Origin of the sequence: Variovorax sp. J31P207 (genome assembly GCF_030316965.1) — a bacterium.
Taxonomy (GTDB): Bacteria; Pseudomonadota; Gammaproteobacteria; order Burkholderiales; family Burkholderiaceae_C; genus Variovorax; species Variovorax ginsengisoli_B.
Genome location: NZ_JASZYN010000002.1, coordinates 571,317 through 597,746, shown reverse-complemented (window position 1 = coordinate 597,746; position 26,430 = coordinate 571,317). Strand labels below are relative to the sequence as shown.

At 65.3% G+C, this 26,430-nt stretch carries 25 protein-coding genes; 9 read left to right on the top strand and 16 right to left on the bottom strand.

What is annotated here, in order from left to right; all coding sequences use genetic code 11:
• The first annotated feature begins 2 nt into the window (after positions 1-2).
• The gene (locus tag QTI68_RS08410; RefSeq protein WP_286520918.1) at positions 3-1,226 is read left to right on the top strand and encodes an SDR family NAD(P)-dependent oxidoreductase; all 1,224 of its coding nucleotides are present in this window, start codon (positions 3-5) and stop codon (positions 1,224-1,226) included.
• Positions 1,223-1,957 carry a carboxymuconolactone decarboxylase family protein gene (locus tag QTI68_RS08405; protein ID WP_286520917.1) on the top strand — a complete coding sequence of 245 codons (735 nt, stop codon included), beginning with the start codon at positions 1,223-1,225 and terminating at the stop codon, positions 1,955-1,957. Before QTI68_RS08410 ends, QTI68_RS08405 begins: the two co-directional genes overlap by 4 nt.
• Before the next feature lie 21 nt (positions 1,958-1,978).
• Here the strand turns inward: QTI68_RS08405 and QTI68_RS08400 are convergent, their stop codons facing one another.
• Both QTI68_RS08400 and QTI68_RS08395 read right to left on the bottom strand, forming a co-directional pair.
• The gene (locus QTI68_RS08400; protein ID WP_286520916.1) at positions 1,979-2,359 is read right to left on the bottom strand and encodes a nuclear transport factor 2 family protein; all 381 of its coding nucleotides are present in this window, start codon (positions 2,357-2,359) and stop codon (positions 1,979-1,981) included.
• A gap of 10 nt (positions 2,360-2,369) precedes the next feature.
• Complete coding sequence (locus QTI68_RS08395; RefSeq protein ID WP_286520914.1) at positions 2,370-3,134, bottom strand: SDR family NAD(P)-dependent oxidoreductase; 765 nt, start codon at positions 3,132-3,134, stop codon at positions 2,370-2,372.
• Positions 3,135-3,242: 108 nt separating this feature from the next.
• On the opposite strand from QTI68_RS08395, the gene QTI68_RS08390 reads away from it, so the two are divergent.
• The 5 genes from QTI68_RS08390 to QTI68_RS08370 all read left to right on the top strand — a co-directional run bounded on the left by QTI68_RS08390 (position 3,243) and on the right by QTI68_RS08370 (position 7,263).
• Positions 3,243-4,184: a LysR family transcriptional regulator gene (locus QTI68_RS08390; RefSeq protein ID WP_286520913.1), complete on the top strand. Its 942-nt coding sequence runs from the start codon at positions 3,243-3,245 to the stop codon at positions 4,182-4,184.
• Positions 4,185-4,322: 138 nt separating this feature from the next.
• Positions 4,323-4,628 (top strand): hypothetical protein, encoded by a 306-nt coding sequence (locus QTI68_RS08385; protein WP_286520912.1) that lies wholly within the window; start codon positions 4,323-4,325, stop codon positions 4,626-4,628.
• A 158-nt stretch (positions 4,629-4,786) separates the two neighbouring features.
• Positions 4,787-5,518 carry a P-loop NTPase family protein gene (locus QTI68_RS08380; RefSeq protein ID WP_286520911.1) on the top strand — a complete coding sequence of 244 codons (732 nt, stop codon included), beginning with the start codon at positions 4,787-4,789 and terminating at the stop codon, positions 5,516-5,518.
• Between the two features lie 415 nt (positions 5,519-5,933).
• Positions 5,934-6,626 (top strand): response regulator, encoded by a 693-nt coding sequence (locus tag QTI68_RS08375; RefSeq protein ID WP_286520910.1) that lies wholly within the window; start codon positions 5,934-5,936, stop codon positions 6,624-6,626.
• Between the two features lie 283 nt (positions 6,627-6,909).
• Complete coding sequence (locus tag QTI68_RS08370) at positions 6,910-7,263, top strand: hypothetical protein (RefSeq protein ID WP_286520909.1); 354 nt, start codon at positions 6,910-6,912, stop codon at positions 7,261-7,263.
• Between the two features lie 1,277 nt (positions 7,264-8,540).
• On the opposite strand, the gene QTI68_RS08365 is transcribed toward QTI68_RS08370, so the two are convergent.
• The 14 genes from QTI68_RS08365 to QTI68_RS08300 all read right to left on the bottom strand — a co-directional run bounded on the left by QTI68_RS08365 (position 8,541) and on the right by QTI68_RS08300 (position 24,452).
• The gene (locus QTI68_RS08365; RefSeq protein WP_286520908.1) at positions 8,541-11,594 is read right to left on the bottom strand and encodes an AAA family ATPase; all 3,054 of its coding nucleotides are present in this window, start codon (positions 11,592-11,594) and stop codon (positions 8,541-8,543) included.
• Between the two features lie 27 nt (positions 11,595-11,621).
• A complete protein-coding gene (locus tag QTI68_RS08360; protein ID WP_286520907.1) occupies positions 11,622-12,941 on the bottom strand; it encodes a vanadium-dependent haloperoxidase in 1,320 nt (439 codons plus the stop codon).
• 120 nt (positions 12,942-13,061) lie between these two features.
• On the bottom strand, positions 13,062-13,820 hold the full coding sequence (locus QTI68_RS08355) for a LytR/AlgR family response regulator transcription factor (protein WP_286520906.1): 759 nt from the start codon (positions 13,818-13,820) through the stop codon (positions 13,062-13,064).
• On the bottom strand, positions 13,817-14,260 hold the full coding sequence (locus QTI68_RS08350) for a hypothetical protein (RefSeq protein ID WP_286520905.1): 444 nt from the start codon (positions 14,258-14,260) through the stop codon (positions 13,817-13,819). The genes QTI68_RS08355 and QTI68_RS08350 overlap by 4 nt, the downstream gene beginning before the upstream one ends.
• An 18-nt stretch (positions 14,261-14,278) precedes the next feature.
• Positions 14,279-15,442 (bottom strand): sensor histidine kinase, encoded by a 1,164-nt coding sequence (locus tag QTI68_RS08345; protein WP_286520903.1) that lies wholly within the window; start codon positions 15,440-15,442, stop codon positions 14,279-14,281.
• Positions 15,439-16,503 (bottom strand): sensor histidine kinase, encoded by a 1,065-nt coding sequence (locus QTI68_RS08340; protein ID WP_286520902.1) that lies wholly within the window; start codon positions 16,501-16,503, stop codon positions 15,439-15,441. Before QTI68_RS08340 ends, QTI68_RS08345 begins: the two co-directional genes overlap by 4 nt.
• 349 nt (positions 16,504-16,852) lie before the next feature.
• Positions 16,853-17,743 (bottom strand): alpha/beta hydrolase, encoded by an 891-nt coding sequence (locus QTI68_RS08335; RefSeq protein WP_286520900.1) that lies wholly within the window; start codon positions 17,741-17,743, stop codon positions 16,853-16,855.
• An 11-nt stretch (positions 17,744-17,754) separates the two neighbouring features.
• Positions 17,755-18,468 (bottom strand): ABC transporter ATP-binding protein, encoded by a 714-nt coding sequence (locus QTI68_RS08330; RefSeq protein ID WP_286520899.1) that lies wholly within the window; start codon positions 18,466-18,468, stop codon positions 17,755-17,757.
• A complete protein-coding gene (locus QTI68_RS08325; RefSeq protein WP_286520898.1) occupies positions 18,452-19,195 on the bottom strand; it encodes an ABC transporter ATP-binding protein in 744 nt (247 codons plus the stop codon). The genes QTI68_RS08330 and QTI68_RS08325 overlap by 17 nt, the downstream gene beginning before the upstream one ends.
• Positions 19,192-20,151 carry a branched-chain amino acid ABC transporter permease gene (locus QTI68_RS08320; protein ID WP_286520897.1) on the bottom strand — a complete coding sequence of 320 codons (960 nt, stop codon included), beginning with the start codon at positions 20,149-20,151 and terminating at the stop codon, positions 19,192-19,194. Before QTI68_RS08320 ends, QTI68_RS08325 begins: the two co-directional genes overlap by 4 nt.
• Positions 20,151-21,035, bottom strand: a complete 885-nt coding sequence (locus tag QTI68_RS08315) for a branched-chain amino acid ABC transporter permease (protein ID WP_286520895.1) — start codon at positions 21,033-21,035, stop codon at positions 20,151-20,153. Before QTI68_RS08315 ends, QTI68_RS08320 begins: the two co-directional genes overlap by 1 nt.
• Positions 21,036-21,072: 37 nt before the next feature.
• On the bottom strand, positions 21,073-22,260 hold the full coding sequence (locus QTI68_RS08310) for an amino acid ABC transporter substrate-binding protein (protein WP_286520894.1): 1,188 nt from the start codon (positions 22,258-22,260) through the stop codon (positions 21,073-21,075).
• Between the two features lie 26 nt (positions 22,261-22,286).
• On the bottom strand, positions 22,287-23,429 hold the full coding sequence (locus QTI68_RS08305) for an FAD-dependent oxidoreductase (protein WP_286520893.1): 1,143 nt from the start codon (positions 23,427-23,429) through the stop codon (positions 22,287-22,289).
• Positions 23,430-23,471: 42 nt separating this feature from the next.
• Positions 23,472-24,452 (bottom strand): VOC family protein, encoded by a 981-nt coding sequence (locus QTI68_RS08300; RefSeq protein ID WP_286520891.1) that lies wholly within the window; start codon positions 24,450-24,452, stop codon positions 23,472-23,474.
• Between the two features lie 262 nt (positions 24,453-24,714).
• On the opposite strand from QTI68_RS08300, the gene QTI68_RS08295 reads away from it, so the two are divergent.
• On the top strand, positions 24,715-25,305 hold the full coding sequence (locus tag QTI68_RS08295; protein WP_286520890.1) for a TetR/AcrR family transcriptional regulator: 591 nt from the start codon (positions 24,715-24,717) through the stop codon (positions 25,303-25,305).
• 162 nt (positions 25,306-25,467) lie between these two features.
• Positions 25,468-26,355 carry a LysR substrate-binding domain-containing protein gene (locus tag QTI68_RS08290; RefSeq protein ID WP_503011636.1) on the top strand — a complete coding sequence of 296 codons (888 nt, stop codon included), beginning with the start codon at positions 25,468-25,470 and terminating at the stop codon, positions 26,353-26,355.
• Positions 26,356-26,430 lie beyond the last annotated feature (75 nt).

Below are 26,430 nucleotides of genomic sequence, written 5' to 3'. Positions count from 1 at the left end.
GGATGCAGACCGTCCTGATCACCGGTTCGGCTTCCGGCATCGGACGAGACACCGCACGGCTGTTCGCCGGCGCGGGCTGGCAATGCGTGCTGGTCGACCACAACGCACCGGCCTTGCAGCAGCTGGGTCGCAGCCTGCCAGCGCCGGCCTCGGCCCCGCACCGCCTGCGCGCCGTCGACCTGACCGACCCGGTGCAGATCGCATCCCTCGGCGATGACACTCCCCGGCTGGATGCGATCCTCAACAACGCCGGCATGTCGGACGCCTCCAACACGCCGCTGGCCGAACAGGACGCGGCACAGGTCGCACGCCTGCTGGCGCTCAACCTGGCGGCGCCAGCGGCGGTGGTCGATGCCTGCGGACCGCTGCTGAAGCCGGGCGCGCGCATCGTGAACGTCGCATCGGGCGCCGGCCTGCATGCCATTCCCTGGCGCGGCGCCTACAGCCCGAGCAAGGCGGGGCTCATCGCCCAGAGCCTGGCCCTGGCGCAAGCGCGTCCCGACCTGTGCGTGACGGTGCTGGCGCCGGGATTCGTCCGCACCGAACTGGTGGATGGACTGATCCAGGCCGGCCGCCTCAAGCCCGAGGGCGCCCTGGGCAAGATCCCGCTCGGCCGCATGGCCGCGCCCGAAGAGATGGCGCAGGCGCTGTACTTCCTGGCCAGCGCCGGCGCGGCGCCGTTGCGCGGCCAGATCCTGGCCGTCAATGGCGGCTCGTCGGTCTATGGCGGCAGCCAGCCCTTGCCGCCCGCGACACTGCAGCCGCAGCCGCTGGACACGCCCCTGCAACTGGAGGTCTGCGGCGGCGAGGGCGAAGCCTGGCAAGGGGTGGCGCCGACCGCGGCCGCGCAGCCGCACTATGCGGCCTGCCTCGATCTGTCGCCGCTGCACTGCGCGTCGGCCGGCGTGCTGCAAGCCGTGCATGCGGCCGCCGCACGTTTCGCGGCGCGCCACACGCAGCAGGCCAGCCTGACCCTGCTGTTGCCCTCGGCACCGCCGCGCCGCTGGCAGGATGCCGGCGACGGGGCCGCGGCCCGCATGCTGGTTTCGACCCTCGCTTGCGAGTGGGGCAGCCGCGCCCTGCGCATCAATGCGCTGGAAGTGCCGGGCGGCGTCGATCCGCAGACGCTGCATCCGCTGCTGCGCTTCGTCTGCGGATCGGCCGCGCAGTACCTGACCGGTCAAACGCTGGTCTGCGGCGCAGACGCGCCAGGGACACCGCGATGAGCGATCCCGAACGCGCGCGGATCAAGGCGTACTTCATGGCCGAGCGCGGCTACTGGCGCCCCTGGACCGAGACCATGCTCGACGCCTGTCCCGGCTTCGTGCAGCACTACGCGCGCTACGCCGGCTATCCGGCGCGCTCGGGGCCGCTGAGCGAACGCATGGTGGAGTTGATCTACGTGGCCCTCGACACGTCGTCGTCGCATTTGTTCGAGGCCGGCCTGCACACCCACATGAAACGTGCGCTCGAGGTCGGCGCGAGCCGGGCCGACATCTTCGACGTGCTGCACCTGGTGGCCGTGCAGGGCATCGCCCGCGTGGGCCAGGCCGTCGACATCCTGGGCGAGTTCATCGACCTCGGCGGCGTGCCGGCCATCGATGAAAAGCTGCAGGCCCGCATCGACAGGCTCGGTGCCGCGCACGCCCTCGCCCTGCGCGGTGTGGCACGGCTCGACCCCGGCTATGCCGAGGTGCTGCTCGACTTCGTCGAGCAAGGCGGCCCCGGCACCGGGCTGAGCCCGGCGGAGCGCAGCCTGGTGCAGCTGGCGTTGCATGCATGCTTCACGGCCTTCGACGCGGATGCAGTCCGGCGGATCGTGCCCATGGCCCTGTCGCAAGGCCTGGCAGCCGCCGAACTGCTGCAAGCCATCCAGTTGGGGGCGCATCTGGCGGTGCATGGCAGCGCACTGGGCGCCAACGTCTACCGGCAAGTGTCGGGAACGGTTGCAGAGTGAAGGAGGCAGTGCCCCGCGCGTTCAGTCCTTGCTGAATGCCCGCGCTGCTTCCGCCGTGTCCAGTGCTTCGCGAAGCAGCTTGATTTTTCCTCCCTCGGCAATCAGCAAGCCGGCATAGGTTTGCCGGTAGAGCTTGCCGGTGTCGATCACGTGTGCCTCGACGGCGTATTCGCCGAACACCCTGTCGGGCGTGTCGATCCACAACTTGAAGTCCTTGAATCGGAAGTCCGGTATTTTCGCCAGCAGCCCGGAGATCAGCTTCTCAATGGCCGCTCGCCCCTGGGCGTGCGCCTTGACCGTTGGAAGTTCGAGTACGCCGTCCTCCGCAAAGAGGGCTGCGGCTGCGGCCGGGGTGCGGATGCTGGCTTGATAGGCCTCAAGCAATTCGAGAGCGGTCTTCATGATTGCGGCCTTAGACCTGGGCCATGCCGCCATCGGCGAAGAGCTCGATGCCGTTGATGAAGGACGAGTCGTCCGAGGCGAGGAAGACCGCTGCCTTGGCCACGTCGTCGGGTTGCCCGATGCGCCCGACGGGGATTTGCGAGGTCAGGTAGTCGAGCAGCCCTTGCTGCTGTGTTGTGTCCGGCCCGGCGAGTTCGACCAGGCCCGGCGTGTGGATCGGTCCTGGCGACAGCGTGTTGACGCGGATCGCACGGCCTTTGAGGTCCAGCACCCAGCTGCGGGCGAGGTTCCGGACCGCTGCCTTGGTGGCGCTGTAGATGCTGAAGTTCGCGGTGCCCGAGATGCCGGTCGTCGAGCCGGCCAGGATGACGGACGCACCGTTTGCCGCCTTGTCGAGCAGCGGCAACGCCTTCTGCACCGTGAACACCACACCTTTGACATTGCGATCGAAGGTCTGGTCGAAGTGTGCCTCGGTGATCGCGCCCAGCGGCAGCATCTCGCCGCCGCCTGCGTTGGCGTACAGCACGTCGATGCGGCCGTGCTGCGAGCTGACCGTCTCGTACAGGCGATCCAGGTCGTCGAGCTGGGTCGAGTCGGCCTGCACACCGGTCGCCTTGACGCCGATGGCGGCTACCGCCGCGTCGAGCTCGGCCTGGCGGCGGCCCGTGATGTAGACGAATGCGCCTTCCGACGCGAAGGCCTTGGCGGCGGCAAGGCCGATGCCGGTTGTGCCGCCTGTGATGACTGCGACCTTTTCAGAGAGTTTGTTGCCCATGTCTTGCTCCGATGTGTTGAGGTGAGCCAAGCTTATTGAGTTCACACGAATGAATAAATATGACAATCTTGACTTCTTAATTCATACATCTGAATAATCAGTCCCGCCATGGATCAACTGCTTGCCTTGCGCGTCTTCGTGCGGATCGCCGAGTCGGGCACGTTCTCGAAGGCTGCCGATTCGATGAACATTCCGCGCCCGACGGTGACCAAGCTCGTGCAAGACCTCGAGCGCCACCTCGCCACCAAGCTGCTGCATCGGACGACCCGGCGGGTCAGCGTGACGCCGGAGGGCGCGGCCTACTACGAGCGCGCCACGCGCCTCATCGGCGACCTCGACGAGATGGACGAAAGCGCCAGTCGCGCACGGGCTCAGCCGCGCGGCCGCATCCGCGTCGACGTCGGTTCGGTGCTGGCCAACATGATCCTGATCCCGGCGCTGCCGGGCTTTCGTGCGCGCCATCCGGACCTGCACATCGACCTGGGTGTCAGCGACCGGCCGATCGACCTGATCGGCGAAGGGGTCGACTGCGTGATTCGCGGCGGCGCACTGGCCGACACATCGCTCGTCGCGCGACGCATCGCCGACCTCGATTGGGTCACCTGCGCGAGCCCCCTGTACCTCGGCGCGCGCGGCGTCCCGAAGCATCCGTCAGAGCTGCTGCCCCGCGAGCCGGCGTCGGAGCAAGACGCGCGCGTGCCGGGCCACGCCATCGCCGGCTACTTCTCGTCACTCACCGGCCGGGCCTTCCCGCTCGAGTTCCGCAAGGGCGACGAGCAGATCCTGGTGCAAGGGCAGGTGGTCGTCGCGGTCAACGAGAGCACGGCCCACCTGAGCGCGCTGCTCGCGGGCGTCGGCCTGGGGCAGGCCTTCAAGTTCATGGTCTCCCCGCACCTCCAGAGCGGAAGGCTTCGCACCGTGCTCGACGACTGGCGGCGTCCGCGACAACCGCTTCACGTGGTCTATCCGAGCAACCGGCATCTGAGCGCCAAGACGCGGCTGTTCGTCGACTGGGTGGCGGAGGTGTTTGCGCCGTTCGACGACCGCTGAGACAGGTTGGGCTTTCTCCGGAGTCCAGCCGAATGGCCGCCGCCATCGTGTGGGCGGCGCGCGACAAGATGCCAAGGCTTGTGCATTGCGTGTGAAATTGCTCGCGCGCCACCGCCGCGCGCACCGCACAATTTCGACATGTCCAGCCATCGCCTACCGCCACTGTATCGCCACGCCTGGTGGCTGCCGGGCGCGTGCTCTGCCCTTGCGGCGGCCTTGGCGGCTGCTGCGTTTCATCCGAGCGAGAGCCTCCTGCTGGCTGTCGCGATCCTTTGCGCCCTCCCCTGGTCGCTGGCCCTTCTGCTCCTCGACCTCAGCCATGGATTCGCAGATCGTGCGGCACTGGTCGTCTCGCTGGGCCTGTTCGCGAACGCGATTCTGATCTGGGTAGTCACGGCACTCCTGCGTGCGCGCTTGCTCCACCGTCATCTGAACGAGTCCTGAGTCGTCGCGGCGCCATTCATGCGCTGGGACTGTCTACCAGGGCAGCCATGGAACGCCTTCTGCGGCGATTGCCCTCTTTCGCCCGGCGGCGGCCAAAGACTCAGTTCGGCCACGAGCGGACTCTCATGACCGCCGGCTGAATCGGATACAACATCCGTATGCATCAAGTCGCACAGCCAGACCGCCGGTCGGCCGAGCACCACGGGCTCGTCATCATCGAGGGAATCATGGGCTCCGGCAAGTCGACAACCATGAGGTTCGTCGCGAAAGCGCTGGAAGATGCAGGACGGCCGGTACTTGCTGTTCACGAGCGCACCGACCCTCACCCCGTCCGCGCGACCGATGATCTCCCGCACTGGTTCGAACCGTGGCGAGAATCCACGGCTGAACAGCTGGCGGTCCGTGCAATTTCGAAGTGGCGCTCGTTTGCGCAAACGGTTCGACTCGGCCCTTCTGTGCCCGTGCTAGACGGCCAGCTCTTTCACGGCGACCTTACCAATCTCTTCCTGATGGAGGCGAGCTTCGATGAACTCGCGGCGTACTGCGAGAGCTTGACTCAGCTCGTCGGGCCATTGCAACCGCTCGTCGTCTACCTGCGTCAGGAGAACGTGGAGCGCGCCGTGCGCACCGTTTGCGCAGAGCGGGGGGAGGCCTGGGTGAAGTATCAGGTCGATTGGAAGTTGAAGGGACCGTACGCGGTGCGCCGAATCCTGGTTGGTCTCGAAGGCCTCATCGCGCTGTACCAGGACTACCGACGCATGACGGACGCGCTGTTCGACCGATTGACGCTGGACAAGATGGTCATCGAGAACTCGGAGCGGCACTGGGCGCGGTACAACCAGCGGGTTCTCGAACGACTCGGTCTTGAAGGCGTACCAAGCGCCAGTTGAGGTGCGTGTTCATGGACAGAATCCGGCCAACAGCACAAGTTTGCATGCGCCACCCCATTTCCAATCCAGGAACAAGGTCCCCATGTTCATTGTCACTCTGACGTACATCCGTCCGCCCGAGGAGCTTGACGCGCCCATGTCCCAGCATGTCGGCTGGTTGAAGAAGCACTATGACAGCGGCCGCCCCGCCCGGCCAACTCCGGACATTCGCAAGTGGTGCCCAGTTCGCCAAGAACGAGCAAGGTTCGTTGCGGGTAAGCCGCGTCCTTCTTCTTGAGGAGACCTTCCGCCGCAAGGTGCCACTCGCTATGGCAGGATTCGGTATCGCTTCTTCGGCCGAGGCGTCTTCCCGACGGTCCCAGGATGACAGTTCGCCCAGGTCGAGTCGTAGCCACGGACGTGCAGAGGGGATCACATGAACGTCGACGAGTTCGTCAAGGTAACCGAGGCCCTCACAAAGCTGTTGGGCGTTTCTATATGGCCAATTGTTCTGGTGATTGTGCTCGTGAAGTTCTCGCCGGCGCTGAAAGAGTTCTTCTACGGTCTGGGTGAGTTTTCGTTCAAAGGAGGAGGTTTTGAGGCAACCGCAAAGAGAAAGCAAGCCGAAGCATCTGCAGCCCTTGTCGCCGCATCCGTCGCTCGCCCTGATGCCGGAACGACACCTGAGTCAGCTGCGAGGAACGCAAGGGAAGCGGCGGCTGTTGTTGCGGACACCGTCAATGCTCGAGTCATCCGTCGTGCCAGTTCCGCAACCGTGCTCTGGGTCGACGACCGGCCGAGCAACAACATCTTCGAGCGCCAGTCGCTGGAGGCTTTGGGCATCTCTTTTGTGCTCGCGACTTCGACCGAGGAGGCCCTCACGCTGGTGTCGAAGCAGCACTTCGACGCAATCATCTCTGATATGGGACGGCCTCCAGACCCCCGCGCGGGATACACCCTCTTGGAAAAGCTTCGCAGTTCAGGCAACCAAACGCCATTCGTCATCTACGCAGGCTCAAATGCTCCTGACCATAAGGCGGAAGCTCGCAGCCGCGGAGCCATTGGCTCGACAAATCGGGCGACCGAGCTGTTCGAGTACGTTCTTGCTGCCCTCAATGGAAAGCACTGACCTTCTCCGCGGTACGGCATAGTTCGGCCACGAGCGGTCGTCCCGTCCAGCTTCAAAGCAGAATTCATTCGGAAGGACCCGCCGCTTCGATCTCGACTGCGCACGAGGAGGCGGCAGCACATGCTCCGGCTTTCCGTCAACATCTCCACTGAGGACGCGTTCGAGGAATTGGGATGCTACTGTTGAACGATGCAGCGACGACTGTTTGCGACCGCGGTGCCGCACGTTGGAGGCGGCAACGTGCATCAGGGAAGGACAGATTTGCTCAACCAGAGAGGAAATCATGCGCCCCTCAGCCATCGTGCTTGCAGCAATGTCTGCAGCCACCCTGTTCGCGCCATTTAGTGCCACGGGCCAGAGCAATCCATACAACGGCAGCTGGCACGCCACCTTCAAGGGCTTCAGTGGCGCGAACCGTGATGGAACTGTCATCATCGCCGATGAGGGTGGTTCCTGGGACATGAACATCACCAACTCAAGCAACCCTTGCATTGGGAGAAAGTTCCCGATTGCCGTTCAGAAGGCAACCGCCGAGGAATTGGAGTTTACGGTGAATGGTTCTAAGACTTTGGTCGGCTGTCCGGACACACAGTTGACCTTCGGGCTATCGACGCCTCAACGCTCAAAGGAATGGTGAACGGGAACGAATTCACCCTGAAGAAGAAGTAGCCTGGGACCTGAGCCGATTCCAAGGAGCCTCCGCGTGAGAGGGGCGCCCGAGGGGCGAAAATCGGCTGCGGTCCTTCGGACGTGCCGCAGAATTGATAAGCAGACATTCGCGGCGCGGGGACAACAGTTCCGTCCTGAGGTAGGAATGCGCAGTCCGAAGCGCGTGCACACAAACAGGCATATGTGAACAATCGGCGGAATGCCCGGCCCAGCGCCCCTTTCGTTCAATTTTGTGCTCTTCGTCGCCATTGCTGCACTGGCCGGGCTGGCCATATCGCTCGTCGTTGGCCTCCTTATTGGGGCGGCGCTCCTGCCACGCGGCCATCCCGCGGCAGACCGCCTTCGTCAAATCGCTGGCAAGTTGCCTCGGTTTGCGCTCGCAGCCCTGGTCTGGATTCCTACCGTTGCGTTCGTCGGCGTCGTCGCCTTTTTCGCCCTTGTATAAGAACGCGCGATTTGGCCTGGACCAGTCACTCGTCTCCACCTGCTGGATTCAACAACCATGAGCCAACCCTGGACCTTCGCGGACGTCGGCGCTGGACATCCGTACCAGCCATGAAGTGCAGTCAATGTTCCAGCGTCGTTAGAGTTCTCTCCCCTGAGTGGCAAAGGCAACGCGAGGAGAGCGAGAAGACATGTCCATCGTGTGGCGCGGCGGTTGAGGTTGTTTTCGGCGGAATCAAGTTCGCCAAATGGCTCCTCGTGTCGGGCGCAATCGTGGCCGCCATATCGTTCGCCATGAGGGGGTCGGCGGTTCTGGCTGTGTTTCACGGATTCATGGTTGGAGTTTTCGTTGCGCTGTTTCCGAGCATCGAACTACGGCCACGGAAGCGCTTCAATTCAGGAATACGTCATGCACTGAATCGCCCGCGCGCCCTCCCAAGCTGGCTCAGTCCACCGGACTGGCTCAAGCTTGTCGGCGGGGCGACGTGGGCCGTTTGTGCGAAGCTGCTTTTGCTCGCCGCCATCGCATTGAGCGTCCCGCCTCCATGGTCGGGAATCTTGCTCGTCGTTCTGGGCGCCTTTGGAACCTTGCCGTGGGCGCCTTCCCCTGGCGCATCAAACGCCGCGAAGTTCGGCGCAGTTTGTCAATTCGTAGCAGGTCTTGCGATTCTTGTCCGCTACTAGGCCTACCTGCTCGCCCGACCGCAACCGCCGACGGTGGGATGCGGGCTTCCGGAGCGTGTGCGCACTGACCATGTGGCAGGCAAAAATCGGCCACGAACAGACATTCACGACTCAAGTTCAAGTCGTCCGATAGCCGACATTCGGGAGCGAACGGAACGCTCCTCGTCGTGTCTCGATTCGGCGAATCCAGGTGATGGCATGCTGGGCGGCTGCAATTCCTGTCGCCTCGGCAAGCAGCCTCTCCCGTGTGTTGCGATCAACATCCAGCAGCATGGCCCTCTGTGCAAGCAGCACACTGCGAAACAGATTCTCTCCGCTACGATCCATGCGCCCGAGGTGCAGGTCCAACTCCGCCAAGGCTTCGTCGCTGCGGCCCATTTCGACCAGCAGATCCGCCCTGAGGCTCGCGAACCAGGATTGCCAGTTCTCAAACCCCGTAGCCTGCCACAGGCGGATTCCGGCTTCCATGTCGTCCAGCCCGGCAGCGGTTTGTCCGTCGCGCGCCGTCGCCCAGCCACGCGAGATGCGGGCCAACCCCATGAATTCCGAGAATCCCGTCTGCGTGCAGAAGTCAATGCACTGTTGCGCGAACGTCCGCGCGACGCCCGGCTGGTTGCGCAATACCGCGATGGAGCAATTGGCAGCCATCGAAAAGCCCAGCGTGTGCGGCTGGTTCGCACGGGCGGCCAGTTCATGGGCGTCCCGGACGTGCCGGCCTGCAAGTTCTTCGTCGCCGGTGATCAGGGTGGCGAGCGCGAGGTAGAAGCGGCCGAACACGCCGAAGTCCATCAGGTAGACCGGGTAGAGCGAGGCATCGCGCTGCGGGTCGTAGCAGGCCACCGAGCGTTCCAGGTGTGCGCGCGCTGCACGGACGTCGCCCAGGCTCAGCTTGATCATGCCGCTCATGTTGTGCGCGGCGATCGTGGCTTCGGCGTCGTCGCGCCTGAGGTCGGCGACTTTCAACAGATCTTCGGCAAGCCATCGCGCGGTCTCGAGTTCGGCGCGGCCCCAGTGATAGAGGCAAAGGCCGTAGGTCACCGGGAACTGGCGCGGCGCGCCGGGCAGCTCATGACACAACGTGAATGCGCGTTGCTGCACATCCCTGAAAGCTTCGCTGCCAGGGCCGGTCAACACCATGGTGGTGGGCCCGAGTGTGGACAGGAGAGACAGCTCCGCTTCGCTGCGCTCGTGGCCGGCTGGCGCAGCGGCCAGCACGGAGACCCCTTCCGACAGGTGCGCGGCCGCCTCGCGAGGGGCGCCCCGTCGCAGGGCCTGCTCGCCCGCCCGGAGGAAATAGCGGCCCGCTTCGAGCGGCCTGAGCGCGCGCGACAGGTGGCGCGCAGCGACTTCGGGCTGGCGTTCGATGATTTCGGTGAATTCGCTCGTCAGCAAGTCCGCGAGCCGCCCGTGCAGGATGGCGCGAGTCTTGACGATTATCGAGCCGTAGGCCGCGTCTTCGATCAATGCGTGCTTGAAGGAGAATCGCTCGCCCTGGACATCGACCCGCAGCAGCAGGCCGGCACGCAGCATCGCGTGGAGTGCCTCGTTGAAGGCGGCCGGGTCCATGCCTGCCGCGCCGTACAGCAAGCGTCGGCTGAACTCGTGCCCGATCACCGCTGCGACCTGGGCCAGCCACTTGCCACTGCCCAGGCGATCGAGGCGCTCCATCAGTAGGTCCATCAGCGTGTCGGGGACTTCCGGCGGCCGAGCGATGGCATCGCATCGGCGGCCGCGGGAGTCCAGAAGCATGCGCGTCATTTCCTCGAGGAACAGGGGCACACCGTCGCTCCTGCGGATGATCGTTTCGATGTCCGCTGTAGACAACGCCATGCTGGCCGCCATGTTTGTCACCACTTCGCGCGACGCCTGCTCGTCGAGTCGCCCAAGGCGGATGAGCGAAGGCTGCGCCGCGAGTTCGCAAGGGCGTTCGGGCCTGCTGGTCAGCACCACGAGCATCGGCGCACGCTGTGCGCCAGCCAACAGTTGGTCAAGCAGGGCGAACGATGTCGGGTCCATCCAATGCAGATCCTCCACGATGAGAAGCAAGGGGGCCTTCTCGGTGGCGAGTCCCATGAAGTACCGGCACAGCACGTTTCGCGTCATCTGCAGTTGCATCGCGGCCGGCAGGTCGAGCGGTGGGTTGCCACTGGCGCCGTCGACCTCCACCAAAGAGGCGATGAGTCTGCGATCCAACTCGGCGCCTATGCCGGCGACGGCCAACTGGGCGTCCAGCTTCTCGACATGCAACGCCGGCGAGTCTGCCCGCGCGAAACCCGCCGCCCGCACGAGGTGTTGAACCACGGGCCGCAATATGCTGTTGGAATGGAACGGCGAGCATTGCAGGCGAACCGTCGTGTGAGCCACGGAGGCGATCTGCTGGTCGAACCCCGAAGCCAATCGCGACTTCCCGAGGCCGGGTTCGGCAACCACCAATACGCTCTCAATGCGGCGGTTCGTCGTGGCCATGTTCCAGCGCGCCTTGAGGCGCGCGATATCGGCTTCGCGACCCACCAGCGGGATCTTCGTGTCATGGCCCCGCCAAGCCGAACGGCCGTCAGGGTCGCCCGCGCCCGTGACCGCGGTGAGTCGCACAGGCTCGTCGAACCCCTTGAGCTCGAAGTCGCCGAGGTCCTGGTACTCGAACTGGGCGCCTGCAATGCGGCGCGTGCCGGGCGCGATGGTGACCTGCCCCGGACGCGCCACCGCCTGTATGCGAGCCGCGAGATTGGGCGTGCTTCCGGCGATCGCGAGGCCCTCCCTTGCTCCCACCGCGACGAGGCCGGTCGCAATGCCGACGCGCACTTGCACTGGCGTCGCGATGCCGCAGGTGTGATGCAGCCGCCCGGCTTCTTCGACGATGGCCAGGCCCGCATGCACCGCGCGCACCGCGTCGTCTTCGCTTGCGAGTGGATAGCCGAAATAGACATCGGCGCCGTCGCCGACGATCCGAGCGACGTGACCTCCGAAGCTCCGCGCGACGCGACCCATCAGGTCGCCGAATGCAGACAGCACGTCCAGCACGTCCTCCGGGTCGAGCCGTTCCGCCAGGCTTGTCGAGCCGACCACGTCGCAGAAGAGCACCGTCATCTGGCGGCGCGTCACACGCGAGGACCCGCTCGCGGGCGTCCGCCGGTCGGTGCCTGGTTCGGACACGACGTCATGCGATTCCATGGCGATGCTCCTTGGCAGGGCGCCGGCCTATGGACTGGCTGCCGTGAAGTGTTCCCGCAGCAACTGCTGGACGACCTTTTCGCCCAGCGCGCGGCCATGCACGGTCGCGGTGCGGAAATGCATGCCTCCATGGATGCGAGCCTGTTGCACGTTCTCGCTCATCGCTTCCACCGAATCAAACGGATGCGTGGTTCCGGTCACGGTGCTGTTGAAAGTGAATTGGACGCGGCTCGTTCCAAATGCCTGGCGAAGAGCCTCTCCCAGGGCGCCGGCGTTGCATGCATGCGCTGCGGGGTATTCGGGGTGATTGGGCGTGGTCACCACCGGCGTCCATTGCGGGTCCGGCTCGGTCGCTGCATTGCCGTCTGTTTCAGCCAGCCTGATGGCGGTTGTCGGACGCCAGAAATTGAAGTGATACTTCGATTCGAAGCACGCGGTGCTGGCGTCGGCCAGCGCAACCCAGAGCAACGCCATCAGCCTGGCGTTCTCTACCAGGGTCGGCTTGCTGGTGGCGAACTGGCGCAGGTTGCGTGTCCAGAACAGCGGGGGCGCCTCCGTGTGGAAGCGTGCGTTCTCGGTCTGTGCATCGGTGCGTTGCGTGCTGCTGGCGCTTCCCATGGTTCGGGTTTCGCCCACATCGGCAGCGTATGCAGCGCTGTCGAGCGCCGGCGGACCGCTTGCGCGAAACTGGTCGGCGGCCCTGAGCGAGAACGGGCGCAGGTAAGGGCGCGTCAAGCCCACCGGATTGACGCCTCGGAACTGCCCGGGGGCTGTGCCTGGCACGTAGGCCGGAACCGGCGTCCAGCGGCCGTCATTGGCCCGCTGCGCCAGGACCTTGCGGGCGACTTCCGCTCCGAATTGCAGGGCCGCTTGTGCGTCCGAATCCGCGGCGGCAAGCGCTGCGTCGTTCGTGGGTTGGTACTTGGCGGAACGCGATGGGAACAGCGTCGACAGAACGGTGTACGCCGCGCCATGCACGGCATAGTCCTGGGACAGCGAGCCGCGTGCGGGATCGTCCGGCATGGTCACCATGAATGGGCGGTAGGCTTTCGTGATGGCGGCGAGCGCGTCATAGATGGCCACATTCAACGTCGCCATGTCGGCGTCGTAGAGGGGCTGACGCTCTTCGGGTGTGCCGCTCGTGGCGGCCGGCACCGTGACCGTGTCGGCGGCCACCTTGTTCCAGAGGTCGACCGTGTTGGTACCCAGCGAGGTGATGGTGACGGGCTTGTCTTGTGCGGCCGGAACGAAGGCCGGGCCCCCGCCTCCCCCACCGCATGCCACCACGCCGGCCGTCGAGATGCTGATGGCCGCCACCAGCGCACGGAGATTGTCTCTGCGGTTCATCGAAGGTCCCTCCTGGTTCGGGCCGGCCGCGAGCGCGGTCGCACATGGACATTGTTCAACCTTGCCCTGAAGGCCGCTCGCGTTTGCGACGAACGCGGCGAAGGCATGACGAATGCGCCGCTACATCGATCGAAACAGGTGCTCATGTGCCTCGCTCACAGCCAATGTCTCGCTGCGCTGCTTGAGCTTGAGGTGCACATGGCCTCTGAAGTCCCTGGATACGCCGGCGATTGCGTTGGCATTGACGATCGTCGAACGGTGAACCAGCCAGAACTGCGAAGGGTCGAGTTGCTCCAGCAATTCCTTGAGTGAGCGGCGGATCAGCGACTCACCATCGGCCGTGATCACCAAGGTGTACTTCGATTCGGCCCTGAAGTAGCAGATCTCGTCGACAGTAATGATCCTGACGTCCTGGCCCTGCGATGCATTGATCCATCGCAGGTGATCGCGTACCGGCCTGGCCGCTGCAAGCTCGCGCAACAGCATGTCCAGCGAAGGCGGGGCGCTGCCGAGGCGCTCCTTCACCCGCCGAATTGTCTGCGACAGGCGCGGCAGATCATAGGGTTTGAGGACATAGTCGACGGCACCTTGTTCGAACGCGGCCACGGCGTAGGCGTCGTAGGCGGTGACGAAGACGACATGGCTGCGCCCCTGGATCTGGCGCGCGATGTCGATGCCATTGAGCCCCGGCATCTCGATATCGAGGAATACGACGTCGGGCACGTGCCTGTCCAGCGCCAGCAAGGCCTCCAGGCCGTTGCCAGCACTGGCTTCGATATGCAGGTCCGGCCAGAGGTCGCGAAGATGCGCTTGCAGCTCTTCGCGCAGCACGTCCTCGTCCTCGGCGACCAGGGCGGTGTGTCGGCGCATGGCGCTCATCCAGTCTTCTTCTTGGAGTCCTCGCCCGACTTCAGTTCGACCAGAAGGGCTCGCGAATCCTTGCCCGAGATGTTCTCGACCATGTGCGTCTCCGCCTCGCTCCAAAATACGCGCCCCAGCTTGGCCTCCCTGATCTCTACCTTGCCGTCGGGCAATGTCAACCGCGCTCTCGTGTCGGATAGGACGACCGTGAGATGGGGTGGATGCGAATGCATTCCGGTGCCGCATACGCCCATGCCCGGTCGGCTGTTGAACTCGAGGACACGCAGCTTGTCGTTCTCGAATGCCACCCGGTAGGCGCGAGGTTGGATCTTTTCTGCATCCTGCGCGTGCGCGGATTCACCAATAGCCAGAGTGGGCAACAGGGCCAGCAGCATCCGCCGCATGGTGTCCACGTCGCGAAATTCCTCGGGCAGCGCATTGAGAGGGTCGTCGCTCATTTCTGGCTCCTTTCCGGGTTAATGAATCAGGACGGGTTGGCGAATCGGATCCGCCTCCGGCGCGGCCTCGATGGCATTGGGCATCGCGACGGGCGGCGTCGCGCCAGAGCGAAGCGTGAAGGTGGTCGTTTCGCTGGAGGCATCGACCTCAACGTGGATCGCGGCATCGGCCCCCCACGTCGCACGCAAGCCGGCGAGCATGCGTTCTTCCAGCAACCGTACCAAGGAAGGCTCCGCGGCCCGTTTCACCTGGATCACGATGCGCCGTGCAACCCCTTCCAGATGGGCACTTACCGACCACGCCGGGCGCGGCGAAGGGCTACCGCGCAGTTCCTCGAGCATCGGCAACAGCAGCTGTGGCGGAAATGGGATGCGCCTGATGTCCTCGCCCTGCAGGTCGATCGCCCAACGCCCTCCGCCTGGATGGAGTTCATCCTGGAGATGGGCGCTGGCGCGAAGGATGAAGCATTCCGCCTCGAGCGTGGAGCTGTTGCTGCGAAGTCCCGGCATGAGACTGCGCAGGAGCGCGACGAGCCGGTCAAGCAGGCGGTCCGCGGCCACGGGGTCATGACCGTAGCGGTCCTGAATGACTTCCATCACGTGCAAGAAGAAGCTCGGATCGATCTGTCTCTGCAGCATCTGCAGCTGGGCCTGTTCGACCGCCTTCTCGCTTTGACGACGCGCAAGTTCTGCACGCCCGAGCATGCTGCGCGTTCGGGCAGCCCGGACGCTCAGGACATAGACGGGCGTAAACGTCGCTGCGATAAGGAGTGTCTCCCACGTCGTGTATGCCCACGTGCCGATGATGTGATGCGCTTCGCATGGTGCCTCCAGGCTTGGGAACATGACACCGAGGGCCCTTAGGTAGCCAAGGCGGCAAGCCGCTGGGACAAGGACTATCGCGATCAGCACTCCCCATCCCAAGGCAAGGACGACTGCTGCAACGATCAGCCTGGATCCAAGGTGCCGCTCGGCCCACATCACGCAGAACGCCATGCCCATGCCAGTGATGAACCATTGAACAAAAACCATCGACGCTACCGACAGCCACGTTGCAAATCCAAAGCTGGAGATGGGCAATACCGCCACCTCGACGATCCACGTCGCCACGCCCCAGATCGCAGAAAGGTAAAGAGAGCGCCGCCAGCCGCCATCATCCGATCCGCTCTTCCATTGGGTCATGGCGTGGCCTCCTGGATCGAACGGGGAAGTCGGATGCTGGCGCAAACGCCGCTTGGCTTGTTGCTCTCTACCCTCAGCACCCCGGAGGCGCCATAGAGGGTGCTCAGGCGGGCGCGGATATTGGCCAAGCCCACGCCACTGCCGCCCGAGCCGCTAAAGCCGGCGCCGGTATCGCGTACGGCGACCTCGACTTCGTCGCCATGCAGCTTGGCCTGGACGCAGATCTCGCCACCGGAGGGCGACGCGGAGATTCCGTGCTTGACGGCGTTCTCCACCAAGGTCGCGATGCACAAGGAAGGAAATACGCATTCGCGTAGCTCGGCAGGCACTTCGAACGCCACCTGCAATCGTCCGGACATGCGCACCGAGACGACGGCCAGATAGGCGCGCACGAGATCCAACTCACACCCAAGCGTGGTGAACTGCCCCTGAAGCTGCTGGCGTAGTGTTGAGTGCAGGTAGTCGAGAAAGTACGCCAGGAGCCGGGCACCTTCCGCGGGCTCCGTCTGGTGCAGGCGCCGGACCGTCGCGAGCGTGTTGAAGAGGAAGTGGGGCTCGATCTGGTTGCGCAACGCCTGCAATTGGACCTGGACGAGTTGGCGGCCCAGTTGCACACGCTGAAGGTCATTCGCCTGTGCCTCCGCGCGCAAGCGACTGGTGCGCGACGCAAGGCCGAACGTGGCCACGCTACAGCCGGAGATGGCCGCCCAGCGGACCGTACGCGCTGCCACCCAGGCCGTGTCGGGCGCGGCGCTCTGGAAGCCGGCAACAACAAGGGCGACATTCCCGAAGGCAGTGCCCAAGGCCACCGCGGCCATCAGGACGCAGGCATATGCCAACGGGGATGGACACTGCAGGCGAGACGCGAGCAGCAGCGCGCCGAGAACGAACATGCCTTCGACGATGCAGTGGCCCAGGACCTCGAGCCAGCCCGCAAGCACTTCATCCCATGGCCAGTTTTCCCACACGAAGGGCTGGAACAAATACTGGGTTGACAGCAGAACAGCCACCGCCAGCGACCAGAGCGCAGCAACGCGTGGTGGCAGGCGCCATGGGTCCATGGCGCACCTAGTGGCGCAAATTCCCGGAGGCTGACTCCCCGGGATGTTGTTCAACCTGCGTCGTCAAGGGATGGGCCATGAACTTCCCTCCGTTTTGATTCTTGACGCTCGACGCGATCCTTGCCTCCCTTTGCGACGAACGCCACCATTCGGGCGACGAGCACGCAAATCCAAGCTTGGAATACCCCTGATATCTCAGGAGAGCGCCAGCTTACCGGGCAATCCTCGGGGATTCAAGGAGCGGGTGCCACGGTTCGCAAGCGACCGGCTGCAACCAGTCAGTCTGAAGCTGAAGCTGGACGCAGTGTCAGACAACCGCCACTGACGTAGACGGGCTGACCTTGCGAATTCAGCATGCCGCCAGCGAGCGCTCAGTAGAGCGCCGCGGAACTAGCTGACTCTCGAGCCACTCGCACATCGGGCTTGCGCTCTGCTCGAAGCCGACGATCGCCGAGTAGTGGTTGGCGCCCGGTTGAGGTGCGCACAGCGACAGATTGCCCGCACCGGTCCATGCGGAATGGAAAGCCGTCGACTGCCGCACGAACTCCGCACTCTCCTCACCGCCCCATGTCAGCAGAACCGGCGTGGGACAGGCGCGAATCGAAATGAGCGGCGAGTTGCGCCGGATCACGCCGTCGTCCAGCTGAATCTGCGGCTGCAGATAGCTGTGGCGCAGCGGTTCCAGGTCGTACAGGCCGCTGACCAGGACGGCGGCCCGGAACGGATCTTCGGGCAGGCCGTAGTCATCCTGCCAGCGCGTCTGCAGTGCCATGGCCGCCAGGTGGGCGCCGGCCGAGTGCCCGCCGACGGCCACGCGCGCCGGATCCCCGCCGTGCCGCTCGATGTTGCGCAGCACCCAGGCCAGTGCGGCCCGCGTCTGGCGCGTGATCTCGTCGATGCCGACCCACGGCGCCAAGGCGTAGTTCACGACCACGGTCGTGATGCCCAGCGCATGCAAGCCCAGCGCGACACAGCTGAAATCACCGGCCGAGAACGCCCGCCAGTAACCCCCGTGGATGAAGACGAAGACCGGCGCACCGGGCTTCGCCGCCGGAAAGATGTCCAGCGTCTCGGCCAAGGTCGGCCCGAAGGGAACGCCCTGCAGGCCAGGCAAGCGCTCGCGCGCCAACCGGCTCTGTTCGACGTAGTGCCGCTGGTAGGCGCCCGGGTCGCTCAGCCGGGCCGCCGGGTTGTACTCGGCGTCGATCTCTGCCTGGCTGGCGAACTGGCGGTAGAGCATGGGTGGCCTCATCACAATCCCAGGTAGGCTTGGCGGATCATCGGATCGTCGATCAATGATGCCGAAGGGCCATGACGGACCACATGGCCATCCTCCATCACGTAGGCCGTGTCGGCAATCGACAGCGCCGCATAGACGTTCTGCTCCACCATGCCGATGGTCACGCCCTGGGCACGGATCGAACGCAGCGCGGCGAACACCTCGTCCGCCATGGCCGGCGCCAGGCCCAGGCTCGGCTCGTCCAGCAGCAGAACGCGCGGCATGGACATGAGGCCGCGCGCCAACGCCAGCATCTGCTGTTCACCGCCGGACAGCAGGCCGGCCGGGGTGGCGCGCCGCTCCTTCAGCCGCGGGAAGAGCTCATACATCAGGTCCACCCGCGCCCGCCACCCCTTGCGCACGCGCGGCAGGTAGGCACCGATGCGCAGGGTCTCGGCGACCGTGAAGTCCGCAAACACCAGGCGGCCTTCGGGCACAAGCGCGATGCCGTCGTCGACGCGCTGGTGGGCGAAACGGCCGGTGACGTCGGCGCCGTCGAAGCGAATGCGGCCCGACCGCAGGCGCAACAGGCCCGCCAGCGACCGCATCAAGGTGGACTTGCCCGCGCCGTTGCTGCCGATGATGGCCGTGATCGAACCGGCGGGGATCGCGACGTCGACCTGGTCGAGCACCTGGATCTCGCCGTAGCCGGCACTGGCGCCGAGCGCCTCAAGCAGGGACGGCATGGCGTCGTTCTCCCAGGTAGGCCTTGATGACGCGAGGATCGTTGGCGATCTCTGCAGGGAGGCCCTCGACCACCTTGCGACCTTCGTGCATGACCACGATGCGATCGCTGAGGCGCATGAGTGCCTTCATCACGTGCTCGATGATGACGATGCTCAGCCCGTAGCGCTCCCGCACTTCGCGGATCAGTTCGAGCGCCGCGCCCACCTCGGTGGCATTGAGCCCGGCCAGCACCTCGTCGAGCAGCAGCAGGCGGGGCCGGGTCGCCAGCGCGCGGGCGATCTCCAGCCGCTTGCGTCCCGCCAGGTTGAGCTGCGATGCCGGCAGGTCCGCTCGATCGGCGAGCCCGGTCTCGCGCAGCAGTGCGAAGGCATGTTCGCGGGCTTCCGCAGGGGACGCGATGCGCCCGCGCCCGTACATGGCACCGACGGCCACGTTCTCCAGCACGCTCATGCCCGGAAAGGGCCGCACGATCTGGAAGGTGCGTGCCACACCCAGCGCATTGATGCGCTCCGGCGGCTGCCCCTGGATCGCCTGGCCTTCGAGCATGATCTGTCCCGACGAAGGTTTGACGTTGCCCGCGATCATGCTGAACAGCGTGGTCTTGCCCGCGCCATTGGCGCCCATCACGCCGAGGATTTCTCCCGGCATGACATCGAAGCTGACGTCGTCGACCGCCAGGTTGCCGCCGTACCGGCGAGCCAGGTTGCGCACGGAAAGAAGACTCACGCCGGCCTCCCGACAACCGCGCGACGCTTGAGCGACGCCGAACGTCGCCGGGCCCACAGGCCCGACAGTCCGGACGGCGCCAGCAGCACGAAGCCGATCAGCAGCGCGCCCAGCAGGATCATGTAGGTCTGGGGCGCCCGAGCCCACAGCAGTTCGCTCAGGAACAGGATGAACGCTGCGCCCAGGATCGGCCCGGCGGGCCGGTCGCTGCCGCCGATGATCGCCATGGTCACGATGGTGAACGAGGTGGTCGGACTGAACAGCTGCATGGGCTCGAAGTAGGTGCTGCGCAGCACGCTCAGTGCGCCGACCATGGCGGGGATCACGGCCGACACCGCGAAGGCGAGCATCTTGATCCGCGTGACGGGCACGCCGACCGTGGCCGCGGCCGTCTCGTCTTCGCGGATGGCACGCAGCGCGGCACCGAGGCGCGACCGGGTCAGCCAGACGTTGATCGCGGTGGCGGCCAGGGCCAGCCCCAGCATCGGATAGAACAGGACAACGGTGTCGGGCGTGTCGATCAGCAGTCGGCCGCCGGCACCGAGCGACGCCTCGATGGCCACCACCACGTACTTCAGGAACTCCGAGATGCCCAAGGTCAGGATCACGAAGTAGGGACCCCGCACGCGCAGCGCCGGAAAGCCCACCACCAGCGCGAGCGCCGCCGCCGCCACGCCGGCCAGCGGCAGGATCGCCACGATCGGGATCTGCTGCCAGCCCAGCGCCATGATGTAGGCGCCAAGGCCGAAGAACACCGCGTGGCCCAGCGAGATGTAGCCCGTCATGCCGGAGAACGCGACCCAGCTGCCGGCCAGTGCGATCCAGGCGCACAGTTGCGTGAGAACACCGACCCCGTAGGCACTGAGGATCAGGGGCGACAGCGCGGCAACGCCGGTCAACGACGCGGCCACGGTCAGGCCGCCCTTGTCGACGGAAGAAATGACAGTGCGTGCCATCAGTTGGCCTTTCGTCCGAACAGCCCCTGCGGCCGCACGAACAGGATGAGAATGAACAAGCCGTAGACCAGGATCGAGCGGTAGGCCGCCGAGGTCAGCGTCACGCCGTAGACCTCGACGAAGGCCAGCAGCAGGCTCCCCGCCACGGCACCGCCGAGCGAGCCGAGGCCGCCGAGGATGACCACCACGAAGGCGGCGATCGTGAAGGGAAAGCCGCCGAAGGGCGTCACGCTCTCGGTCATGCTGATCAGCGCCCCGGCCAGGCCGGCCAGCGCGAAGCCCAGGCAGAACACCACGATGTTGATGCGATCGGCGTCGATGCCGATCAGCGACGCCGCGTCGCGTTGCTGTATCAAGGCCCTGATTGCGATGCCGAAGACGCTGAAGCGCAGGAAGCACAGCGCCGCCAGCGTCGCGCCGGCACTGATGCCCAGGATCACCAGTCGATTGAGGGCGATCGACACGCTGCCCCATTGCACCAGCGTGTCCATGTAGCTGTAGCTGCGGGCGTCGGCCGTGAACACCAGCGACATCAGGTTCTGCAGGATGATCGACACGCCGAAGAAGATCAGCAGCGAGTTGGCCTCCAGCCGCGCCGCGATCGCCGTGTTGCGCACCAGCCGCTTGAAGAACAGCGTGTAGCAGGCGATGCCCAGCCCCGCCGCAAGAAGCATCGCGCCGAAGAGACCCAGCAGCGGGCTCAGCCCCAGCAGGGTGAAGCCGCTCCAGGCCACGTAGCCGCCCAGCACCATCAGGTCGCCATGGGCCACGTTGAGCAGGCGCATGGCGCCGTAGATGAGGTTCAGGCCCAGAGCTACCAGGGCGTAGGTCGATGCGAGCATCAACGCCGCCAGCAGCAGCTCGGGAGACAGTATCTGTGCCATGGAGTTCGCCGGAGCGTCGTGGGCAAGGGGGCCGGGCCTACTTCTGCCAGCCGCTCTTGGCGACGAAGGACGCGGTCTGCTGCGAAGGCGGATAGACGATCTGGCCCTTGCCCTGCTGGAACTGCAGGAACATCGCCGGTGTCAGGCGGTTCTGGACGCCGTCGAAGGCAACCGGGCCGTCGATGGTTTCGAAGGTGCCGGAGGCGATGGCGGCGCGCAGCTTGTCCTTGTCCAGGCCCGCCTTGGCCACGGCCTGCTGCAGGACCTCGGCCGACACCCAGGCCAGCGCGACGTCGAGATAGTCGGGTGCCTCGCCGTACTTGGCCTGGTAGGCGTCGAAGAAGGGCTTCGCCTTCGGCCAGGCCTTCTGGTCCGGCGACCAATGGCCCAGGGTGACGATGTTGTCCAGGTTGGCGCCGAACATCTTCGAGAAGAAGGCGATGCTGGGGCCGACCGCCACGAACTGGAAGGGCGCCCGGAGATCCTGCTCGCGGGCCTGCTTCATGTAGAGCATCGAGTCTTCAGGGTAGGACAGCGAGATCACAGCGTCAGGCGCGGCGCGCTTGATGGCCACCATGCTCGCGGTCATGTCCTTGATGCCCGGCGCGTACTCCTCGTTGTGGACCACCTTGATGCCGGCGGCCTGCACGGCAGGCACCAGGAAGCGCTTGATCTCCTGCGGAAAGGGCAGCTGGACCGTGTTGATGGCGACCGACTTCACGCCCTGCGCCTGCATCATCTTCGCCAGCTCTGCGCCCAGCGCATCCGGGATGGCGGAGGTCGGGAACCAGATGTTCTTCGCCTTGAGCGAACGAATCTGCAGCGAAGCCGCGGAGCTGCCGACCATCGGAAACTTGTAGCGCTCCAGCACGCCCACCACCGCGAAGTGGGCGGGCGAGCCCCAGGGCGACAGCAGCAGGTCGACCTTGTCGCTGGTGATCAGCTTCTCGTAGATCGCCGCGGCCTTGGCCGGGTCGGACTGGTCGTCGTAGACCACCAGCTCCACCGGCCGCCGGGTGCCCGCCACATCGAGCCCGCCGGCCGCGTTGACCTGCTCCGCCCACAGCTGGTAGGCGTTGAGCTGGCCGGCACCGGCGGCGGCGAAGGCACCGGTCTTGGCCATGCTCATGCCGATGCGCACGGGCTGGGCGGCCCAGCTGCCGGCGGCCATCGCGAGCACGAATCCCGTCGCGAACATCCGAAAGACTTTGAGTAGTTTCATCATGGAGCCCTTGAGTTGAGAAAGTGCGGTCAGTGGCGAGGTGCCACCGTTCCGGTGGGTGAACTGTTGGCGGCCTTGAAGACCTGGCCCGCGACCCATTCGTCGCCCATGGCCGAGCGGATCACCTGCGAGCGCACCGCGTCGGGCAGGCAGGTGACTTCGCCGTACAGGATCGACCAGCGCTGGCAGTGCTCGACCAGCGGACGCTCCGCCGCTTCCCAGGCTTGCAGCGCCGCGGGGATGTCACGCGGGTCCTGCGCCTGCTCTAGCGCCACGGCCATGGCCAGGCCGTTCTGCATCGCCATGCCGCCGCCCTGGCCCAGGTTGGGTGGCTGGGCATGCGCGGCATCGCCGACGATCGCCGTGCGGCCGGCCGACCAGGCGCGGCTGCGCGTCACGCTGTAGACGCCCCAGCTCAGCGTGTCGCCGATGCGTTCGATCAAGTGGGCCCAGCGCGGGAAGGCGTCGATCCAGAGCTGCCGGTTCAGCGGCAGATTGCGCGCTTCATCGTCCTGCAGGCAGGTCAATGCGAGGTAGATCTGCGTCGCATTGACCGGCGTCACCAGAAGCCGGCGGGTGCCGTTCCAGTTCTCGATGTACTTGCCGACATCCTGCGCCGCGAAGTCGCCGGGCCGGGAGGCGATCATGGTGCGCAATGCGCCCTCGCGGGTCTGCTCGTGCAGCAGCTCCAGACCCAGGCTCTGGCGCACGCGCGACCAGATGCCGTCGACGCCGACCGCCAGGTCGGCGCGCACCGTCTGTCCGTTGGCCAGCAGCAACTCGCCGCCGGCCGTGGCGCCGATGGTTTCGGCGTTGGTGACGACCTTGACGCCGGCGCGCTCGCAGGCCGACTTCAGGGAGCCCAGCAGCCGGCTTCGCAGGACCGTCAGCAGGCGCTTGTCCGAGGCGATCGGTGCCGACTCGATGATCTGGTCGCGATTGTCACGCTGCTCGAAGTGGGTGCCGTGGAACGCCCCATCGGTGGCTTCTTCATAGGCCCCCAGTGCCTCCAGCACGCGCAGGCCGTTCTCCCAGATGTAGATGCCCGAGCCGGCCGCGCGCAGCTCGGACTGGCGCTCGTAGACGGTCACATCCCAGCCGCGCTGGGCCAGGGCGGCCGCGGTGGCCAGTCCGCCGATGCCGCCGCCGGAAATGATTGCGCTTCTTGCCATGGTTGTTGTCTTTCAGGCTGTTGAATGCCGAACGGGGACCGCTCAGGCCGCTTCGACCAGGTCGAGTTCGCCGAGTGCCGACAGCGCGCGCGGCGCTGGGCGCTTCGCGTACCACTCGCTGCAGAGGCCGTCGGGGTCGCGCAGGAAGATCGAACGCTTCCAGGGCAGATCGACCTGGCGCGCAATGGCCACGCCCTGCGTCTGCAGGCCCGCGATGGCCGAATCCAGCGTGGCCTCGTCGGCCAGCTGGAAGCTCGCATGGTGGTAGCTCGCGCTGTTCGCGGGCACCAGCACCAGGTGGTGGTCGTACTGGGCTTGCGTGGCGCCGAGGTAGACGACGCCCTCCTCGTGCGCCACCACGTGCAGACCGCCGATCTCGGTATAGAAGCGCGTCATCTCCTCGATGCGCGCCGTCTCGAGCACGGCATGCGTGATGCGCCAGGGGCGCATCGGCGCCGCGGTGTTGGTGCGCAGCACCGGGTCCGTGTCGTAGCGGCTTTCGGTGAAGCCCTCGGCGGTCAGCGGGTCCCAGTGCGTGGTGATCAGCGCCATCGGGCCGCTCAGGACCTGGCGCCATTCCTTGACGGTGTCGCAATAGAACTCGTTGTAGTTGCCGTCGGGATCGAACATGTAGACGCTGTGCGCCACCTGATGGTCGACCGTGATGTCGGTCGGAACGCCGTCGTCCTTCAGGCGCCTGAAGGCCGCCACCAGATCGGCCTCGTTCTCGAGTTCCCAGGCCAGGTGATTGAGGCCGGCATGCAGGCCGATGGTGCCGGGCAACTGGAGCAGACCATCCTTGCCGTAGCGGTCCACGCCATTGGTCTTCTGGATCATGCCGAGGTCATGCGGCGTATGGCCGGTTCCGAGGAAGGTGGCGACCAGCTCGGGCTCGCTGAACTCCACGCGCAGGCCGCACACATCGCTGTAGAAGCGTTCGGACGTCGGGATGTCATCGACCCAGAGATTCACATGCCCCAGGCGACGCGGGGTGAAGTAGGAAGCTTGTCGTGTGGCAGTCATGGAAGGCCTTTCATGAGTCGCGTAGCACCGGGCCATGCGGGGCCCGGACATTGATTTCCTTGGCATCGCCGAGCTCGAGAACTGCTCTTTCCGGGTACTCGAGTTGCGATCGAAGTGAACTCTAGAAGTCGCCTCGATGGCTGTCAATAGCGAATACCATTCATTTTTGAAAATGTGACAGCCAACGATTGGAAGCACAATTGGTGCATCGGGCGCTGCGGTCATCGCCGTCGGCGCGAGCACCAAAAGAAGGCATCGGCAAATGGTTCAACGCAAGAAGGAAGGGGTTCGAGATGCGATCCTCGAGGCTGCATTCCGCCTCTTCAGCGGACAGGGGTACAGCGAAACCTCCATTCCCGGCATCGCGCGGGAGGCAGGCATGTCGACCGCCAACGTCTACGTCTACTTTCAATCGAAGATCGACATCCTGTTCCAGCTGTATTCGCCGTGGTTGCTGGGACGCCTGGACAAGCTCGAGCGCGCGCAGCGCCGGATCGCCGATCCGCAAGAGCGACTGCGAAAGCTGTTGTTGACGCTGTGGCGCGACCTGCCCCGCGAAAACAACGGCTTCACCAACAACGTGATGCAAGCCGTCTCCACCAGCAGCGGCAACGGCGACTACAGCCCGGCGTTACGCCAGTTGTTCCAGTCGCGCGTGGCCGGTTGGATCCGAGAATGCCTCGGGACGCCCTCCGATGAGAGCGACATGCTCGCAAGCGTCGCGCTCATGGCGTTCGACGGCTTTGCCATGAACGTTCGCCTGGCGCACAGCCCCCCGTGCGACGACGACATGGCGCGACTGTTCAGTCGCTTGTTCGCTGGCGCCGCCGCGAAGTCCACGCCGACCCCATGAAAACGGTCTGGCCGCTGCAGAGGTCGAGTTGAGTGCCGACCAACCCGGTTTCGAAGCCAGATCGAACGACCGCGCGTGGCCGCGCAGCGCGTGTATCGACGCGGGCCGGGCTGCTCCTCGAGCGATGCTGCAACAATGTGGATGCCATGGATCCGATCTAACGTGACCCGCCGAGTCGACCCTTACAGCGTTCGATTGTTCGTCTCTGCCGCACGGGCCGGGTCGATCGTCCGCGCTGCCGAGCAGGAGCACATCGCTCCATCGGCGCTCAGCCGACGACTGGCCGACCTCGAGCGCGCCTTTGGCACGCCGCTTTTGATCCGGTCGCCCCGCGGTGTCGTTCTGACGGATGCCGGTCAACTGGTCCTGACGCGAGGTGAAAAGATCGACGAAGATTTGCAGGCGCTGCTGCGTGAGGTCCAGACAGAAGGCGCTGAGGTTCGCGGGCCCGTTCGCCTGTACGCCAACATGTCGGCCGTGATCGGATTTCTCCCGGAGCGTCTGCGCGCTTTCATGGCGGCTTACCCGCAAATTGAAGTGTCCTTGCAGGAGAACGACACGCGAGACGTCATCCGAGCCTGTCTGGACGACCGCGCCGACGTCGGTATCGGTGTGGACATGCCGGTGCCGTCAGGCCTCGAGACCTGGCTGTTTGCAACCGACCCCTTGCAGGTGGTGCTGCCTGCCGGCCACGCGCTCGCCAAGCGCAAGGCCTTGACCTTTGCGCAGGTGCTCGAACTGCCGCTGATCGGTGTTCATCAAGGTGGCGCCCTCGACCGCGCGCTGCACGAGCGCGCCGCCGCCTCGCATCGACCCTTCGCGCCTACCGTTTCGGTCAGCAGTTTCGATGCGGTCTGTCGCATGGTCGAAGCCGGCCTCGGCATCGCCGTGATTCCTCAGAGCGCGGCTGCGGCCTACGCCGGCAATCCGCGCTTCGTGCGCCGTCCGCTGGACGAGCCCTGGGCCGCTCGCGAACTCCGCATGTACGCACTTCGCAAGTCGCCGCGATCACGCGCGGTCGCCGCTCTGATCGAGCAGCTTCAAGGGTAAATACGGATCTCGCGTTTTGCGAGACCCCGTCTGCCGCATCAGCGCTTTTCGCCACCGGCCGTGCTGGCGAAGATT